The sequence below is a fragment of the Enterococcus sp. AZ140 genome, assembly GCF_051714405.1.
In the GTDB taxonomy this organism is placed as follows: domain Bacteria; phylum Bacillota; class Bacilli; order Lactobacillales; family Enterococcaceae; genus Enterococcus_B; species Enterococcus_B pernyi.
Genome location: NZ_JBIORU010000001.1, coordinates 2,509,229 through 2,525,482 on the forward strand (window position 1 = coordinate 2,509,229; position 16,254 = coordinate 2,525,482).

The 16,254-nt window shown below is 38.4% G+C and carries 18 protein-coding genes; 5 read left to right on the top strand and 13 right to left on the bottom strand.

Annotated features, from left to right (window positions below):
* Positions 1 to 4: 4 nt before the first annotated feature.
* A complete protein-coding gene (locus tag IGJ39_RS11455) occupies positions 5 to 649 on the bottom strand; it encodes a TetR/AcrR family transcriptional regulator (protein ID WP_010736659.1) in 645 nt (214 codons plus the stop codon).
* A gap of 193 nt (positions 650 to 842) precedes the next feature.
* Here IGJ39_RS11455 and IGJ39_RS11460 point away from each other — a divergent pair, with 193 nt between their 5' ends.
* Together IGJ39_RS11460 and IGJ39_RS11465 are read left to right on the top strand one after the other, a co-directional pair.
* Positions 843 to 1,151, top strand: a complete 309-nt coding sequence (locus IGJ39_RS11460; protein ID WP_438764781.1) for a rhodanese-like domain-containing protein — start codon at positions 843 to 845, stop codon at positions 1,149 to 1,151.
* A gap of 117 nt (positions 1,152 to 1,268) precedes the next feature.
* A complete protein-coding gene (locus tag IGJ39_RS11465) occupies positions 1,269 to 1,889 on the top strand; it encodes an NAD(P)H-dependent oxidoreductase (RefSeq protein ID WP_034686954.1) in 621 nt (206 codons plus the stop codon).
* A gap of 132 nt (positions 1,890 to 2,021) precedes the next feature.
* On the opposite strand, the gene IGJ39_RS11470 is transcribed toward IGJ39_RS11465, so the two are convergent.
* Positions 2,022 to 2,318: a bacteriocin immunity protein gene (locus tag IGJ39_RS11470; protein WP_438764783.1), complete on the bottom strand. Its 297-nt coding sequence runs from the start codon at positions 2,316 to 2,318 to the stop codon at positions 2,022 to 2,024.
* A gap of 175 nt (positions 2,319 to 2,493) precedes the next feature.
* Between IGJ39_RS11470 and IGJ39_RS11475 the strand changes: the two genes are divergently transcribed.
* Complete coding sequence (locus IGJ39_RS11475) at positions 2,494 to 2,661, top strand: hypothetical protein (protein ID WP_438764785.1); 168 nt, start codon at positions 2,494 to 2,496, stop codon at positions 2,659 to 2,661.
* Between the two features lie 15 nt (positions 2,662 to 2,676).
* Here IGJ39_RS11475 and IGJ39_RS11480 read toward each other — a convergent pair whose 3' ends face one another.
* Both IGJ39_RS11480 and IGJ39_RS11485 read right to left on the bottom strand, forming a co-directional pair.
* Positions 2,677 to 2,838, bottom strand: a complete 162-nt coding sequence (locus IGJ39_RS11480; RefSeq protein ID WP_019724465.1) for a hypothetical protein — start codon at positions 2,836 to 2,838, stop codon at positions 2,677 to 2,679.
* An 11-nt stretch (positions 2,839 to 2,849) separates the two neighbouring features.
* The gene (locus tag IGJ39_RS11485; protein WP_438764787.1) at positions 2,850 to 3,869 is read right to left on the bottom strand and encodes a lactonase family protein; all 1,020 of its coding nucleotides are present in this window, start codon (positions 3,867 to 3,869) and stop codon (positions 2,850 to 2,852) included.
* 136 nt (positions 3,870 to 4,005) lie between these two features.
* Here IGJ39_RS11485 and IGJ39_RS11490 point away from each other — a divergent pair, with 136 nt between their 5' ends.
* Both IGJ39_RS11490 and IGJ39_RS11495 read left to right on the top strand, forming a co-directional pair.
* Entirely contained in the window at positions 4,006 to 4,368 is a 363-nt protein-coding gene (locus IGJ39_RS11490) for a PTS glucitol/sorbitol transporter subunit IIA (RefSeq protein ID WP_023520301.1), read from the top strand.
* A complete protein-coding gene (locus tag IGJ39_RS11495) occupies positions 4,368 to 5,525 on the top strand; it encodes an AI-2E family transporter (RefSeq protein ID WP_065095918.1) in 1,158 nt (385 codons plus the stop codon). The genes IGJ39_RS11490 and IGJ39_RS11495 overlap by 1 nt, the downstream gene beginning before the upstream one ends.
* A gap of 59 nt (positions 5,526 to 5,584) precedes the next feature.
* Here the strand turns inward: IGJ39_RS11495 and IGJ39_RS11500 are convergent, their stop codons facing one another.
* From IGJ39_RS11500 to arfA, 9 genes are all read right to left on the bottom strand, one after another.
* Positions 5,585 to 6,016, bottom strand: a complete 432-nt coding sequence (locus IGJ39_RS11500) for a hypothetical protein (protein ID WP_019723602.1) — start codon at positions 6,014 to 6,016, stop codon at positions 5,585 to 5,587.
* 95 nt (positions 6,017 to 6,111) lie between these two features.
* Complete coding sequence (locus tag IGJ39_RS11505; RefSeq protein WP_019723601.1) at positions 6,112 to 7,968, bottom strand: LTA synthase family protein; 1,857 nt, start codon at positions 7,966 to 7,968, stop codon at positions 6,112 to 6,114.
* Between the two features lie 265 nt (positions 7,969 to 8,233).
* Positions 8,234 to 9,199 (bottom strand): glycoside hydrolase family 43 protein, encoded by a 966-nt coding sequence (locus IGJ39_RS11510; protein ID WP_019723600.1) that lies wholly within the window; start codon positions 9,197 to 9,199, stop codon positions 8,234 to 8,236.
* Complete coding sequence (locus IGJ39_RS11515; RefSeq protein WP_019723599.1) at positions 9,196 to 10,728, bottom strand: alpha-N-arabinofuranosidase; 1,533 nt, start codon at positions 10,726 to 10,728, stop codon at positions 9,196 to 9,198. Before IGJ39_RS11515 ends, IGJ39_RS11510 begins: the two co-directional genes overlap by 4 nt.
* Positions 10,725 to 11,300 carry a DUF624 domain-containing protein gene (locus IGJ39_RS11520; RefSeq protein ID WP_019723598.1) on the bottom strand — a complete coding sequence of 192 codons (576 nt, stop codon included), beginning with the start codon at positions 11,298 to 11,300 and terminating at the stop codon, positions 10,725 to 10,727. The genes IGJ39_RS11515 and IGJ39_RS11520 overlap by 4 nt, the downstream gene beginning before the upstream one ends.
* Before the next feature lie 4 nt (positions 11,301 to 11,304).
* On the bottom strand, positions 11,305 to 12,168 hold the full coding sequence (locus tag IGJ39_RS11525) for a carbohydrate ABC transporter permease (RefSeq protein WP_019723597.1): 864 nt from the start codon (positions 12,166 to 12,168) through the stop codon (positions 11,305 to 11,307).
* 14 nt (positions 12,169 to 12,182) lie between these two features.
* Complete coding sequence (locus IGJ39_RS11530; RefSeq protein ID WP_010736673.1) at positions 12,183 to 13,079, bottom strand: carbohydrate ABC transporter permease; 897 nt, start codon at positions 13,077 to 13,079, stop codon at positions 12,183 to 12,185.
* 214 nt (positions 13,080 to 13,293) lie between these two features.
* On the bottom strand, positions 13,294 to 14,565 hold the full coding sequence (locus IGJ39_RS11535; RefSeq protein WP_066026453.1) for an ABC transporter substrate-binding protein: 1,272 nt from the start codon (positions 14,563 to 14,565) through the stop codon (positions 13,294 to 13,296).
* Positions 14,566 to 14,578: 13 nt separating this feature from the next.
* A complete protein-coding gene (gene arfA, locus IGJ39_RS11540) occupies positions 14,579 to 16,084 on the bottom strand; it encodes an arabinosylfuranosidase ArfA (RefSeq protein WP_195339014.1) in 1,506 nt (501 codons plus the stop codon).
* Positions 16,085 to 16,254: the final 170 nt, after the last annotated feature.

Genomic DNA, 16,254 nt, shown 5'->3' on the forward strand with positions numbered 1-16,254 from the left:
CTTTCTATTTATAAGCGCCATCTTTTATCCATGACAGTTTTAGATTGAATTCTGCAATGGCTTGTTCAACAGAATACTCCTCAGAGGTTGAAAATGATTTATAGGCATGAGCAATCGTTGTAAATAGTGTACTCATGACTAACTGAAACAATAATTCCATTTCATGGTCATCTTTTACTCTAAGATTGGAACGATCAATCAAACCAATCAACTCTTTGGACGCTTTTTTATGATTTTTATGTGGTGATGGACGATGTCCTTGTGGATGCGGCACGACTTTTCGTGAGGCACGATAATCCATATGCATAAAAAGATGTTTATAAAACGCGGCATTTTCACCTTCTAGAATATCTCGAATCATTTTCCCAAAATAAAGTTCAAAACCGATAAATAAGTCTCCATTCGATTCTTTGATTAGTTGGATCATATTTTTTGTACTATCGCTACGAACGGTTTCAAAATAATAAAAATAAAGATCTTCTTTATCTTCAAAATATTGATAAAAACTACCTCTAGAGATCCCCGCAAGTTTCACGATTTGTGCAATTGAAGCTTCATTCAATGGTACTCTTGAAAATTCGACCCTGGCAGCTTCTAAAAGTCTTTGCTGTTTTTCTTCAGGTAGATGAAAAAAAGTCTGTGTCGGCATCGTTGATTCCTCCCCACATAAAAATGACACACTGTCATATGACACCTTGTCATTATAACACCATCTGATTGTTTTGCAAGTCATTTACATTTTTTTTCATAATTATTAAAAAAAGAATAAATCGAGAAAAAAGATTTGTTTCTTCTATTCTATACATCTAAAATAGGATCATTATATAAAAAGGATGAACGCCATGATCAAATCAATAACCGTCCACGAACTCTATTTCGTCTATCAAAAGAAGGATGTTGTAATTCTAGATGTCCGAAAAACGAATGAGTATATAAAAAAACACCTAAGTCATTCGATATCCATCCCTATTACCAGTTTGCCAGCCCAATTAAATAATCTCGATACAAAAAAACAGTACTACATTGTCGGAGCATCTAACCAGTCAGCACAAGAAATCACTAGTTACCTAATAGAAAACGGATTGCAAGCAACTTATGTGATCGACAACATGAAGTTATTTGAAAGTCGTGAATTAACTAGTCCTCTTTGATCGTACTGGAAAATAACTTACTTTTTATCAGTAAAAATACTTGATAGCCTTTTCTGTTTCAAGTAAACTGGTATTGTTAGCAGTAAAGTTAACAATTACGACTAAAGGAGAGAGATTATGGCATCAGTATTAGTAATCAAAGGACATCCACTAACTGCACAAGAATCACGTTCAGTTAACGCATTAACTAGTTTTTTAACTAGCTACAAAGAAAATCATCCAAACGACGAGGTAACTGTTTTAGACCTTTATCGTGATGATATCCCAGAAATTGATGAAGAATTGCTTTCTGGATGGGAAGCGCTTCGTGCAGGTGCAGATTTCTCTAGTCTATCTGAAAACCAACAACAAAAAATTGCTCGTTTCAACGAATTGACAGAGCAATTCCTAGCAGCAGATAAAATCGTTATTGCCAATGCTTTATGGAATTTAAACATTCCTACAAAATTAAAAGCTTGGTTTGATACAGTCAATGTTGCTGGTAAAACTTTCAAGTATACTGAAAATGGTCCTGTTGGCTTAGTTACTGGTAAAAAAGCACTACACATCCAATCAAATGGCGGAATCTACAATGGACAAGATTTTGCTTCTCAATATGTAAAAGCAATCTTGAACTTTGTCGGCATCGAACAAGTCGACCAATTATTTATCGAGGGGATCGACTATACACCTGATCGTGCAGAAGAATTGATGCAAGCTGCCTTAGATAAAGCAACTGCATTCGGTAAAGACTTCTAGTCGCTATTAGATAAATCTTTCTCTAAAAATGTTGAGAAAAGAAAAAAGGATTTCACTAAACATTCATTGCGAATGTTCGTGAAATCCTTTTTTATTTGTTGCAAAGTGGCTGATTTGCGACGCTAAAATTCATTAATAACCATATCTAATACTAGAAATAGCCATCAGTTCACGTAGCTTTTCGGATTGATGCTCGTTGAGAGAGGCGCCATCTTTTTTCAATGCATTAGATATATCTAAGTTCATACGGCTTAGAATGAACGGCACTGATGCTCCATCATTTTGTAATTTTTCTAGATAAGCGTATAAAACCTCTCTAAGCGATTCATTTCCAAGGTCTAACGCTAAATCAGCTATCAATTCATTAATGATTATTTCTGCTGTTTTGCGTCGATCGTTTCCACCAGAAAACCATCTTAGATGACTCATTTACGGTTGCTCCTTATCTTAATTTTTCAAGGAATATTACTACGCAAAATAAACTTTGGTTGAAATCAGATGTTATTAAAAGAAAGGAAGTAGGACATTAGTCCTCTCCCACCACCTAAAACCGAATAAACGGCGGGAGCAGAAGTAACCTCTTCGGAAATAAGGCGCCATTTGAATGGACGATTTAATAGATAGGATAAGCCCCAGTTTAAAAGTAGCGACAAAAGAAACGCACCAAAAATTATTTTCAACTCTTTCATACATCCCCCATTTTTATCCAGCTAAACAGCTTTGGCATGCTAGCGTGTTGGTTCAAGATAAGATAGAAATCAATTTACTCTAGGCTATATTTCCTTCTTTAATTCTCAACATTACGAACATAGTCATCAAAATACTGGATCAAATCATTTTTGATCTTTTGGTATTCTTCTTCACTATACTCTTTGTCTTCTATTTTTCCTTGAAAAAACGGAATCTCTAATTCTTCACGTAAACGGTCTAATACTTCTTCTTTATTCATGTCACTACTCCTTAATCAAAGTAAACACAAACACACTCAGGTGCATAGATGTCTTTTTGGATCAATGTCAATTCTCCAGTTGTAGCATCACGTTTGTACAAGGTAAGATTATCCGTATTCTGGTTGGCACATACCACGTAATCATTTTCTGGATCTAAGGCGAAATCTCTTGGGAAATCTCCTTCAGTTGAGATCGTCTGTACATGTTCTAAATGTGAACCTTCTTCATTCACAGCGAATACAGCAATCGAATTATGTCCCCGATTTGATGCGTAGACAAAACGTCCATCGTTTGAAATACGGATGGCAGCCCCACCATTTTCTTCGGTGAATCCTTCAGGCAATGTGCTGATTTTTTGCACTTCTTTGAATTCGCCTGTTGTTTCATCATAGGAAAGAACACGAACTGTACTATCTAACTCACCAAATAAATAGGCGAATTGATTATTAGGATGAAAAACTAAATGACGTGGGCCGGTTCCTGGCTCTACTTCTAATACAGCTTTTACAGCTAATTTCCCATTTTCATCTACATCATATGTGTACACACGATCAGTTCCTAAATCACAGACAGCTAATCGTTGGTCAGGTGTTAAGTCTGTGTAATGGACATGGGCATGATCTTGGTTTTTGTGTGGACCAGTCGGTTCTTGATGAAAGACTGCGTCTGTCGCCTCTAAACTACCGTCTTCAGTGATACGATAAACGTTGACTTCTCCTTTATGATAATTTGCGCCATAAACCAGTTGGCGTTGCTCATCGACTGTCACGTAACACAAAGGTGCGCCGGCTTCTGTTACCGCATTCAAAAAATTGTATGAATGATCGTATGCACCGACTCCACCTAACCCATCGACACTTGTTACTGTGTAAAGATTACCTGCATCGCTTTTTGCCACATACGTTGGGCTATTTTCTTTTGTCACTAACGTTAGATTCTCTAAAGTGCCTTTATCTGTATCTAATTCGATTTGATAAATCCCTTCACTTTTTCGTCTTGTATATGTTCCTAGAATGATTTTTTTTATCATTTTGATCCTCCTCAAATTAAGAATTCTAATTTATTCTATCATACATCCATTCATGTCGTTAATCAAAGAGAATATGTTATACTGTTTTTGTAACCATAGAATCATTGATTTTTTAGGAGTAAAGGAGAGAAATGAGATGACTCAAGCAACGATAACAGAAATTGGCACGTCAGCAATCAATTCAGAGGAACCTATGCTGATTTTATTCGATCAGTCGGCAACATCCGCGTTGCGTGACTATACGATCATTCAAGAATTTAGTACAAAAGAGAATTTTTCACTTAATCAAGGTGATCAAATTTCTTTTGATCATCAAGAATATACCATCGAACATGTTGGTCCGTTGGCCAATGAAAACTTAACAACGGTTGGTCATGTGACTCTGGTTTTTGAACAACCGCCAGCAGGTGACAGAATCGTCAATGGAATCTATTTGTCCCCTTATCAACTACCAGAAATCACTGTCGGCACGACCATCGACTATAAGCAGGTGAACTAATGGAAGAGGATAAAAAAAGAAAAATCAAACCTGTTTCATGGTTTTGGCGTTGGTTTTTGAATAATCAAGTAGTCACGGCTTTATTAGTCGTTCTTTTGGTCTTACTGATCGTTTTCTTATTTACGAAAGTCTCTTATCTTTTTGAGCCCATTTGGCAGTTTCTAGCGATCGTTGGTTTACCGATCATTCTATCTGGTATTCTGTATTACCTGATGAATCCTGTTGTAGACTATCTTGAAAAGAGAAAAGTCCCAAGGCTCTACAGCATCATCGGTTTATTTATACTAGTAGTCGCTTTAATCGTCTGGGGAAGTGTAGTGATCATCCCGAAAATCCAAGAACAAACCGTCAGCTTTGTCAGCAATTTTCCACAATACGTCGAGACTATCGATGACAAATTAACCGAGATTTTTCGTGATCCACTATTCAGTCAATTTAGAGAGCAACTGGAAAATACAGGCGATCAGTTTATGAATTCTGCTGGCGATATTTTACAGAATCTATCAAAAAGCACCGTTCAAAGCTTAGGGAGTTTTGTTGGCGCTGTAGCTACGATCGTTGTTGCCGTATTGACGATGCCGTTTATTTTATTTTATCTGTTGAAAGATGGAAAACAATTAGCACCTTATTTGGTCAAGTTCTTACCCACTCGTATGAGAGTGCCTACGTTAAAAGTCTTAGGTGAGATGAACAGCCAAGTCTCTTCTTATATTCGTGGACAGCTGACTGTGGCTTTCGCAGTTGCGGTGATGTTCATGATCGGATTTGCAATCATCGGGTTAGATTATGCTGTCACTTTAGGAATCATTGCCGGTTTCTTGAACTTGATCCCTTACTTAGGTTCATTTTTAGCGATGATCCCTGCGGTATTTTTAGCCATCGTTGCAGGACCAATCATGTTGGTCAAAGTATTGATCGTTTTCGCCTTAGAGCAAACCATCGAAGGCCGTTTGATCTCGCCACTTGTACTTGGCAATCAGTTGTCGATCCATCCAGTGACGATTTTACTTGTCCTATTAACATCCGGAAAATTATTTGGTGTGGTCGGTGTGATTTTAGGGATACCTGTCTATGCCGCAGCGAAAGTATTGATTTCTCACATTTTTGAATGGTACACTACGATTTCTTCCCTTTATGAAGAAAAGCAACAAGAATAAATGAAAAGCCGAGATGATCGAGAATAGGAACCCTATTTTCAGTCGTCTCGGCTTTTTGATTATTTCATCAATAAGTTAGTCATTTTTTGGATCGCTGCGGAAATATCATCTGTCGCTTGGTCTTGTTTTGCTTCTGACGCATCGAATTGTTCAGCATCGATGCCTTTTTCTGGTTGAATACTTTGAGTCATTTCTTCACAACCAGCTACATAATTTTTGTAGGCTTTTTCAAAGTTCTTATGGATACCCATTACTTTGGCTGGTGGACGCAACGTACTGATTTTCTTTAGCATATTGCGATATTTTTCAGTACCTTGGTCAAATAGCTCAACCGTCTCAACAAGCTCGGCTTGCGTTAGTTCAGCTGTTTTCTTTTGATCGATTGCTTCTCTGATTTTTTCATATTTTGGGTGCATCGTTTCGCCGATTGCTTCTGTTTCTTTCACGATTTTATCGACTGTCTGCACGTAATAACCGAGATTCGGTAACATAGGTTTTCCTACTTTCTTCTTTTTCTTTCTCTATTTTACCTGTTTATTCTAGTAGAAAACAAGTCATTACATCAATAAAATGTTATTTTTATCGTTTATTTTTCATAAAATCCTGCATCCAAACTATATTGTTCTCCTGAAACTAGATCATATTGGATCAAGCGATACGCCTCGTATACTTCCTCTTGCGCCTGATTCAACTGAGCTTCTTTTCCCCATTGGCCATTTTGAAAATACAGTTCTCGTTCGAACGCGGGAATAGCCGACTCCATTTCAAGCAGTAATTGATAAAAACCAGTGGTCTTTTGATTCGTTTGTTCTAAAAGATTCGCTGCAAAATAAAAAGGGCTAGTGACAGCATCATTGGTTTCACGTTTCTCTAACTCACCTGCTGTATCGAACATGAGAAACTCTGTCTGATGTAAGGCTTGTTTCTCATTTTTATTTTTGATCTCGTCCGAATAGATCCCCGGTAAATGATCTCCCCAAAAAACGACTAGCGTTCTTCTTGGCGTATCTTTCAGCGCTTCAGTGAATGCTTTCAATGCTTGACTACTATAAGCAATATCTTGTAAATAGTTGTCGAGTGTATCCGTTCCATTGTTATCTTCTGTTGTAGCAGAAAAATCCAATTGCGAATACTTCCCTGCATAAGGCATATGGGTCTGCATCGTGACTAGATGGACAAACTGAGGCGTTTCCTCATCTTTTAATAAGTCTAAAATTTCTTTATAGGCAGACTCATCTGAAATATATGGATTATTATCAATGGTATCGGTGTAAGTCATATTTCCCTCGCTGATAAACGAATCAAACCCTAGCGTCTGATAGACATCTTCACGTTTATACATCGATGTATTATAAGGATGGATCGCCGTTGTTCGATAGTTTTGTGCATTAAGTGTGGAAACAAGCGATGGTAATTGATCCAGCTTTGGAACGAGCATCGTATATGGTGTGGTCATTTGACCATTGAATAGTGCCATGGATAGACCCGTTAAGGCTTCAAACTCAATATTTGCTGTTCCACCACCATAATTTTGCGAAAGCATTCGGCCACTATAGGTTTGATTTGCCACTTCACGATAGTCAGCTAAGGGATCACCGGTCACCGTGACACCATTTAGATGACTTGGATCAGAAAAGCTTTCACTCATCACATAAATGATATTTGGCTGCTCATCACTTGCCGTTTGATTTTTTTTGTCTGCGATTGCTTGATATTTTTCAGTGATTTCATTGATTTTTTCTTTTGAATAACCTTCTGGCCGTTCCATCGGTTCAACTTTTAGATTGTACAAAAAGCCACCAATGAATCCTGTATTATAATAATTCATTTTTTGACTATAAGGAATCCACAAAGCCGTTTGATTATAAGCTTTACGCAACAAATTATTGGGATTATTGAAGTTACTGAAATAACCCATCATTGCAACGGTCATGACTAAAGTCAAGATACGATAGATTTGGAATGTTCGATCTTTTTTGAAACTACGGACAATTGCCCAGACCACTCCACCAAAGGCAAGGATCGCTAGTAGCATCAACCCAATAAAAATCGGTGTTCCGGTCATGTCTTTGAGTAAATTGAACTCTGTGATCATCTTTAAGTCATCTGGATAGATTGGTTCTTGACGATAGCTCATTTTCAAGTAATTCGCAAAACCTAATATTCCGATACTTACGAGATAAAAAAGCAGACCAAATAAGTAAGAACCCGCGAAAGCGACCATAAATAAAAAGACAGTAAGTAATACGAAACAAGCAAGTAAAAATTTTTCTGTGTGCCATGAAAAAGCAAATTTCAAGGCTAAATCAACTGAAAGATTATTCTGGCACCATTGTAAATACAAATTACTTATAAGTATCACTAAGACTGTTACTACCCCCAGAGTAGTGATTCGTAGAATTTTTTGTTGTTTGGTTGAAAGCTTATCTAAATGTTTGTTCAAGAGAGCGCTCCTTCACTTTTTCTAAACTACTTTAACGCCTATTTTATTCTAGTCGCTCCACAAATGAAAGTAAAGTTCAAAAAACAAGTAGTCTGAACGACCAATTTTATAAAAAAATAAATAGAAAACAAAAGGAATGAAACTGTGTCTTAGTCTCTCCAGCTCGCAAAGAATAAGTGGTAATAGCCACAATTTTGAACAACAAATTGTGGCTATTACCGCTTATTTCTTGAAGGGCTTTATGTCACTTTGATTGAAATGATGCTCAAATATCAGCCGAATACGCAACTGGTTCACCAAAAACTGGGAATCCCTCTATGTCCCACGAAAATACTTGTGCGTTGGCATGACGATTGGGATTGTTCAGAGGATCGATTCCTTCATTTTTTTCTGGTCGTGCATGGTAAACTAAGACATCTTCTTTGCCATCTTCTGAGAGAGTAAAGGAGTTATGTCCTGGTCCAAACTGCTTATTTTTCTCCGAAGAGACAAAGACAGGTTCAGGATTTTTATGCCAAGAATAACCGTCAAGTAGATCCGCTGACTCTTCTGCCCACAGCAAACCCATCGCATAATTTTCATCCGTGGCACTCCCTGAGTAAGTGATGAATATTTTCCCGTTACGAACCAGTACGGCTGGTCCTTCATTGACTGCAAATCCTTGCTTTTCCCAAGAAAATTCTGGGATGGCTAATAATAGTTGTTTTCCGGTCAGTGTCCAAGGATTTGCCATTTCTGATAAATAGAGATTGGAGTTTCCCGGAATACGCGGGTCTAATTGCGCCCAAACATAATACAACTTTCCTTGATGTGTAAAAGTCGTGCCGTCTAAACTAAACGTGTCTGTAGCCGTGATGATTTGCCCTTTTTCTTCCCAATCAGTATTCATTGGATCAATGGACGTGTTTTCAAGAACGAACATCCGATGGTGATGATCCCGATCACGAATCTCTGCATGATCACTGGCTGCAAAATAGATATACCACTTTCCTTGGATATAATGGATTTCTGGTGCCCAGATCAACTGACTCATGGGTCCAGTTTTAGGTGCATGCCAAACCAGTAACTTTTCTGCATGCTTCAAGCCATCGATCGTTTTCGCACGTCTTAATTCGATGGACTGATAACCAGGTAGAGAACCCGTAAAATAATAGTAGCCGTCCGTATGTTTGTAGATCCAAGGATCGGCTCGTTCAAGGACGATTGGATTAGCATAAGTTGTTTTTTTCATAAAGGTTCCTCACATTTTTTTAGTCTGATGACATTCCAAGAATATGCTTCAAGCACCATATGGATCTTGTTCTTTTCATTTACATCGATTACTTGTTCTATCGGCTGGATCGTATTCGGAGCGTCTTTCGTATTTTTATCTAGTAAATGATCACTTTTTACGACTAGTTGGACTGCTTTAGTCTCCAGCTCAAAATCATGCGTTGTCGTAATGGACACTTTCTCTTCTGTGCGATTCACTAGAAACAGTACGATTTCTTGCTCATTTTCGACAACTACGCTATCAATGATCGGCACTTCTTTTCCAGTATCACAGTCATAAGTGGGACAAAACGTTTGTTGATCTAATACAGTGCCTTTCGCATATTTTGCCAGATGTTGCATCACATAATAGGTCGGATTTACCCATGCGATCCCATTTTTCTCTGTTAGGATAAGCGGGATGGTATTGACTAAAAGCGATTGGCAAGCAATTTTGACACGATCTGCATGCCGTAAAATCGCAAGACCTAACGTGCCGAACAGTAATGTATCTTCCATGGTGAACTGGCACCAATCGATTGGTGACCCCTCTTGGAATTTTTGATAGGTTTGTTCTGGTTGGCTATGAACATTCCATTCATCAAAAGCTAAGTACATCGTCTTGTCACTGCGTAGATAGCCTTTCACATAGTCACACGTCGCAATGATCTCTTCGATTTGTCGATCAAACCGTTCCGCTTTAGCTAAGTAAGTTTTGGTATCTGCTCGCTCATTTTTTGGAGGTTTAGTCAAATCTTCTTCGTCATATTTATCGATGTAATTATGCAAAGCGATATAATCTACGTTTTCATATGCTTCTTCTAAGGCGATTCGGTCCCATTCAGGATAAGACGCTAAGCGTGGCGTCGAACTACCGACTAAAATCGTTTCGATCGATTCATCGACTAATTTCATCGCTTTGGCAGATTCATTGGCTAACCTGCCATACTCATAGGCACTTTTTGCGCCAATTTGCCAAGGGCCGTCTAACTCATTTCCTAAGCACCAAAGTTTCACGTTAAAAGGTTGCTCTTGTCCGTTTTGTTTGCGTAACTCACTCCAAGAGGTTCCTTCAGGAAAATTACAATACTCTACTAGATTACGCGCATCATCGATTCCTTTTGTGCCTAGATTCACCGTCATGATTGGCTCAGCTTCTACCATGTCTAACCATTTGAAAAATTCATGTAGCCCGAATGTATTTGGTTCGATTCCTTGCCATGCAAGATCGATTTTTTTTGGACGCTCGGTGACTGGACCAATCGTATCTTGCCAGTCATATCCTGAAGTGAAATTCCCTCCAGGATAACGGATCACCCCTAAAGACAGTTCTTTTACATAAGAAAGCACGTCCTGTCGAAAGCCATTCTTATCCGCGGTCGGATGTCCTGGTTCAAATATTCCGTTATACACGACACTTCCCATATGTTCAACAAAAGAACCGAAGAGTCGTGGACTGATAGCTCCTTTAGAAAATCCTTGACGTACCTTTAATTCAACTTTTTTCATTGCCACACTCCTTTCCTATTTATGTTTCCCACTAAATGATTGATCAACCACCAAACCCCACCTGCTAATACAAAAATAATCGGCGGAAACATAAACACAAGCACAAGAAAAACTAATAATATGCCACAACATACAAGATTCTTCAAAAAGTTGGTCAACACCCACAACGTACTTTCTTGAAAAAGTTCCTTTCCGGAAAGAGCGTCATTTTGGGCAAGAGAACTACACCAAGAAAGTAAAAACATCGTAAAAACCAACATTGTTACATACCCACAAATCACTAACCAAATAGCAGATTCTTGCAAAATAAGATTCATCGCAAAATAACTGACGACGGTCACGCCACTCATCGCTAATTGAAGGAAAAACTTACGCTTAAAGCCTTGCAAAAAGGAATAGCAAACATGCCCTGATTCGCCATTTTTCCATTTATTCAATGCTGTAAAGACCCCTGTTGTGGCTGGTACTACTGTGACTAAAGGTAAAGAAACGACGACCCATAAAATCCCTAATAAGATATGATCGGAAATCTGGATCAATTGACCATACCATTTTGTTTCGACTAATTTCATCTTCTCACTCTTTCATGCCAGACATTGCAGTTCCTTGTACAAAGTATTTTTGAGCAAAAATATAAATGATCAACAATGGCAACATCGAAATAACTGTTCCTGCCATCACCGGTCCATAAAACGAAATATTTTGTCCGGTGAATAAAGCTAATCCTGCAGGTAACGTCCGCATTTTCGAACTTGTTGTCAAAATCAGTGGATACAATAGATCATTCCAACTGTTCATCAACGTAAAGATTGCCAGTGATAGAAGTGTTGGCTTACTCAAAGGCAACATGATCTTCAAGAAAATCTTGAACTCACCTAATCCGTCAATACGTGCGGCTTCTTCCAATGAATCTGGTAAAGTCACAAAAAACGACCGCATCATAAATATCCCAAAAGCAGTAGTCATCCGAGGAATGATCAATCCGGCATACGTATCTAGCATGCCTAAAAAATTTGCTTGGATGAACAGTGGGATCATGAAGACTTGAAAAGGGATCATCATCGTTAACAAAACAAAATAAAACAACACAGATTTCCCTTTGAAGCGCATCCGAGCAAACGCATATCCTGCAAGAGAATCAAAGAAAACAGAAGTGATCACTGTCCCGCCTGCAAAGATTACTGTGTTTTTGATGTAATCTAACAACGGGATCGTCGTCCAAACCTTGATATAATTTTCTAAGGTATATTCATCTGCAAAAATTCTCGGGGGAAAAGAAATAATATCTTTTTCATATTTGAACGAGGAAATGATCAACCATAGAAAAGGAAAAGCGATAATCAATAATACGAGTAACATTCCTATGACACGTAGCCATTTCTTTCCATCAAACTTTTTCCGACGATCCGTTGAAACTGCTGTATAACTTTCCGAAAGCATATTATTACTCCCCCCTATTTCATTTGTTTTTCTTTTCTTGACATATACAAATTGGTCGAAATTGCCAGCACAGCTACGATCACAAACAATACTGAAGATAATGCGGAAGCATAGCCTAACTCATATGGAGCGGTGAATCCGCGACTATAAATGTATTGGACAGCTGTTTCCGTTTTGAATTGTGGTCCGCCGTTCGTTGCCACATATACTTGGTCAAACACTTGCATGGAACCAATCAGATTGGTCAAGATACAAAAACCAAGAGATGGGACGATCTGCGGTAACGTGATATTAAAGAATTGTTGACGATTGGTTGCTCCATCCATTTGCGCTGATTCGTAAAGCGAAGGGGAGATTCCTTGAATCGCAGTGATCAGGATCGTCATCGTGACACCGAAATTTTTCCAAACCGTCATCAGCGCAACTGTTGGCATTGCTAATGTTGGATCACGGAAAAATTGTGGAATCGGCAAACCTACTTGTGAGAAAAGGTAAGGGATAGCCCCAACGTTTGGGTCAAGCAACATTGAAAAGATGATTGCAATGGATGTTAAGGAACAAATAACAGGAATATAAAAAGTTGAGCGACAAAAGCGATTGAAACGAGTATTCTTTGACAAGATCACCGCAGCTAATAAACCAACGATAATCTGTGTTGGTGTTTCAAGTAAGGTAAAATACAACGTATGGAAAAGTGAATTGACCGCACGTTCATCCCCAAAGATCCGCAAAAAGTTATCCATGCCTACGAACTCTCTTGAAGTAAAAAAGATGTTCAAATCAGTAAAACTGATCGCAAATGTACCAATCAGTGGCACCACTGTGAATAACAGTAGAATCAAAAAGGATGGCACTAAAAACAAATAAGCCGCTCGATCCGGTCGGTTCCAGTATCTGGTGAATGCTTTCATTTCGTCTATTTCCCCTCTTTCTTATTCGATGGATTCCTTGATGAACAGTTCAAGCGATGAAAAATCAGCCCAAGAAAGGAAAGAAGTTTTTCTTGAAAAAGGAAAGCGAAAGCAATAAATATGTTTTTGCAATTTATAGTACTTTCGCCTTATCTTCTACGAGATTCCTTCTATTTCTTTCATTGTTTTGATTTCATTGTGAACTGTTACTCGATTATTCCTTCAATAGATCATTGATCTGATCATCTGCATCATTCATGAGTTGCTCTGGATCTTCACCAGCCAACAATTTTTCGATCAATGGATTGATGATATCATTATTGATTGCTGCGATTTTCGTGAATCCTGGTAGATAAGGTTCAGCATATTCCATTTGTTTGGATAGTTCCGATACGATAGGATCATTCTTCACTTCTTCATCTTCTGCGACAGATGATAAATAGGCAGGGAAGCCATTTTCAATACTCCATTTTTTACCGATTTCACTTGTGTTCCAGTATTTTAGGAATTCATAGATTGCCTCTTTTTTGTCACTATCTGTACTTGCTGGGATGGCATAACCAACACCATCTAAAATCGCTGTTTTTTCACCGTCCGTACTTGCTTGCGGTAATGTCGTTACACCATAATCGATTTCGTTTGCTTTCAAGCCGTTATTCAACCACGGTCCGTTGATGATGATCGATAATTGCCCAGCGTTCATCAAGTTATCCATCTCTGCTCCTGAAATCGATTCTGGTCCTGCTTTATCGACATGGATCATTTTTTGGATGGCTGTTAGTGTTTCAAGATTTTCTGGTGAAGCGAACTCAGATTTTGTATAATCATCGCTGACAAGTTTTCCTCCATTTGCCTTCATCCAGTTATAAAGTGGCGCAGTACCGTCTTTATTGAAGACAAAACCTGAGACATTTTTACTACTATCGGTCAGTTGCGGAGCCATCTCTGTTAATTCTGTCCAAGTAGTTGGTGGTGTTGTTTCATCCAAGCCAGCTTGTTTGAATAATTCTTTGTTCCAATACATATACATCCCTTGTACTTGCATCGGAATAAAATATTGCTGATCATCCACCATTCCTAGATCTACCGCAGTATCTTTGAAATCTCCTTTATCCACACCGTCGTAGTCCCAGAAATCATCTACAGGCTGCACAGCCCCATTCTCCACATATTGAGCAAAATCAGCATAGTTCAGTGCAACAAAATCTGGCGCTTTTCTTGAAGAAATAGCCGTTGGTAATTTTTCATTCAAATTAGCCCATGTCATCACATCCATCTCAATCGTGATGTTTTTGTCATTATTCTTATTAAAATCGTTGACGATCTCTTGTAAGATTTCCCCGTCAGAAGCTGTAAACCCATTCCAAAAAGAGAGTGTGACTTCTCCGTCATTTTTACTTTGAGAAGAAGCACCACCGCCACAAGCACCTAATATTCCAGTCGCAGCTAACAACAATGAACCAATAATCAATTTTTTTCCTCGCATCTCTATCTCCTCCTTATTTGTTCGGGGTCAAGCTTGTACGGATCACATTCCAAGATAACGGTTTCAATTTGCAATTCAACTGATTTTCTTTATGTTCGTAGGCTTTTGAAGACACAGGTTTGATTTGCTCATTTCCTGCTTGATTGACCGCTTTGATTTCATAGCCAGACATCTCTGAAAACTCGATGACTTCCTCAATCTTTAAGTCAGAAAATTGTAGATCTAAACTCATCTCTTCTTCTCCACGATTCACTGCAAAGATCACCAACTCATTTTTTTCTTCATTCAGCACCGCGATACTTTCTAAATATGGAACTGTATCAAATTCACTCGTTGCATACGTATCGACAGTGATTTCAGGTCGTAAAGCAATACCTTGTCCTAAAGTCGCGACTTGCATAAATGGATAATAGATTGTTTGACGCCATGCTTCACCGTCTTCTTCTGTCATGATCGGCGCAATCACGTTGACTAGCTGCGCCAGACAAGCAATTTTTACTCGATCAGAATGTTTTAACAAAGTGATCAATAAACAGCCCAATACTAAAGCATCCTCAAAATTATAGTGATCTTCTAATAAAGGTGGGGCAACTTGCCATGGCTTGACTGTTTGATCATGTTCTGTCGAATGATACCAAATATTCCATTCATCAAAAGATAGATTGATTTGTTTCTTGCTGTGTTTTTTCGCCTTGATTGCATCACACATCGCAACAACACCAGAGATGAACTGATCCATATCGACTGAACGAGCTAAATAATTTTTCAAATCATTGGTGTGATTGCCATAATACTGATGCAATGAAAGATAATCGATTTGTTCATAGGCTTGATCCAATACAGTCAATTCCCACCCACCGAATGTCGGCATTTGACTATTCGAGCTGCCACATAAAACGACTTCGATCGATTCATCGACAAGTTTCATTGCTTTTGCTGTTTCTTCTGCCAGCCGTCCGTACTCCGCTGCTGTCTTATGACCGATTTGCCAAGGACCATCCATTTCATTGCCTAAACACCACGTCTTGATTGCAAAAGGTTCGGTTTGTCCATTTGCTATTCTTTGCTCACTCCAATAAGTACCACTAGGATAATTGCAATATTCTACTAGATTTCTTGCAGCATCTAAGCCACGTGTTCCAAGATTGACCGCCATATTGATCTCAGCGCCCACTTCTTGACACCACGCAGCAAATTCATGCACACCCACTTGATTTGTTTCTAAAGATCGCCAAGCAAGGTCTAATCTTTTCGGCCGCTCCGCTATAGGCCCCACGCTATCTTCCCAATTGAACCCAGAAACAAAATTCCCACCTGGATACCGGATCAATGGTACCGATAATTCTTTGACTAGCTCCATAACGTCTTGGCGAAATCCCTTATCATTTGCAGTCGGATGATCCGGTTGATAGATCCCTCCATACACTGCACGTCCCATATGTTCAATAAACGAGCCATACAAACGACGATCGATTTCCCCTATCTTTTGCACACGACTAACTGACATTACAGCTTCCATAAGTCCCCTCCTTTAATTTATACATGAATCATATCTTTCTTTGAAAGCGTTGTCAATAATAATATTATTAAATATAAAAACATTTTTACATTATAATTAACTTAAATATTAATTACATATATTAGTTTAATGATATTAACCTATAAATTAATATTTATGTTAATATATAG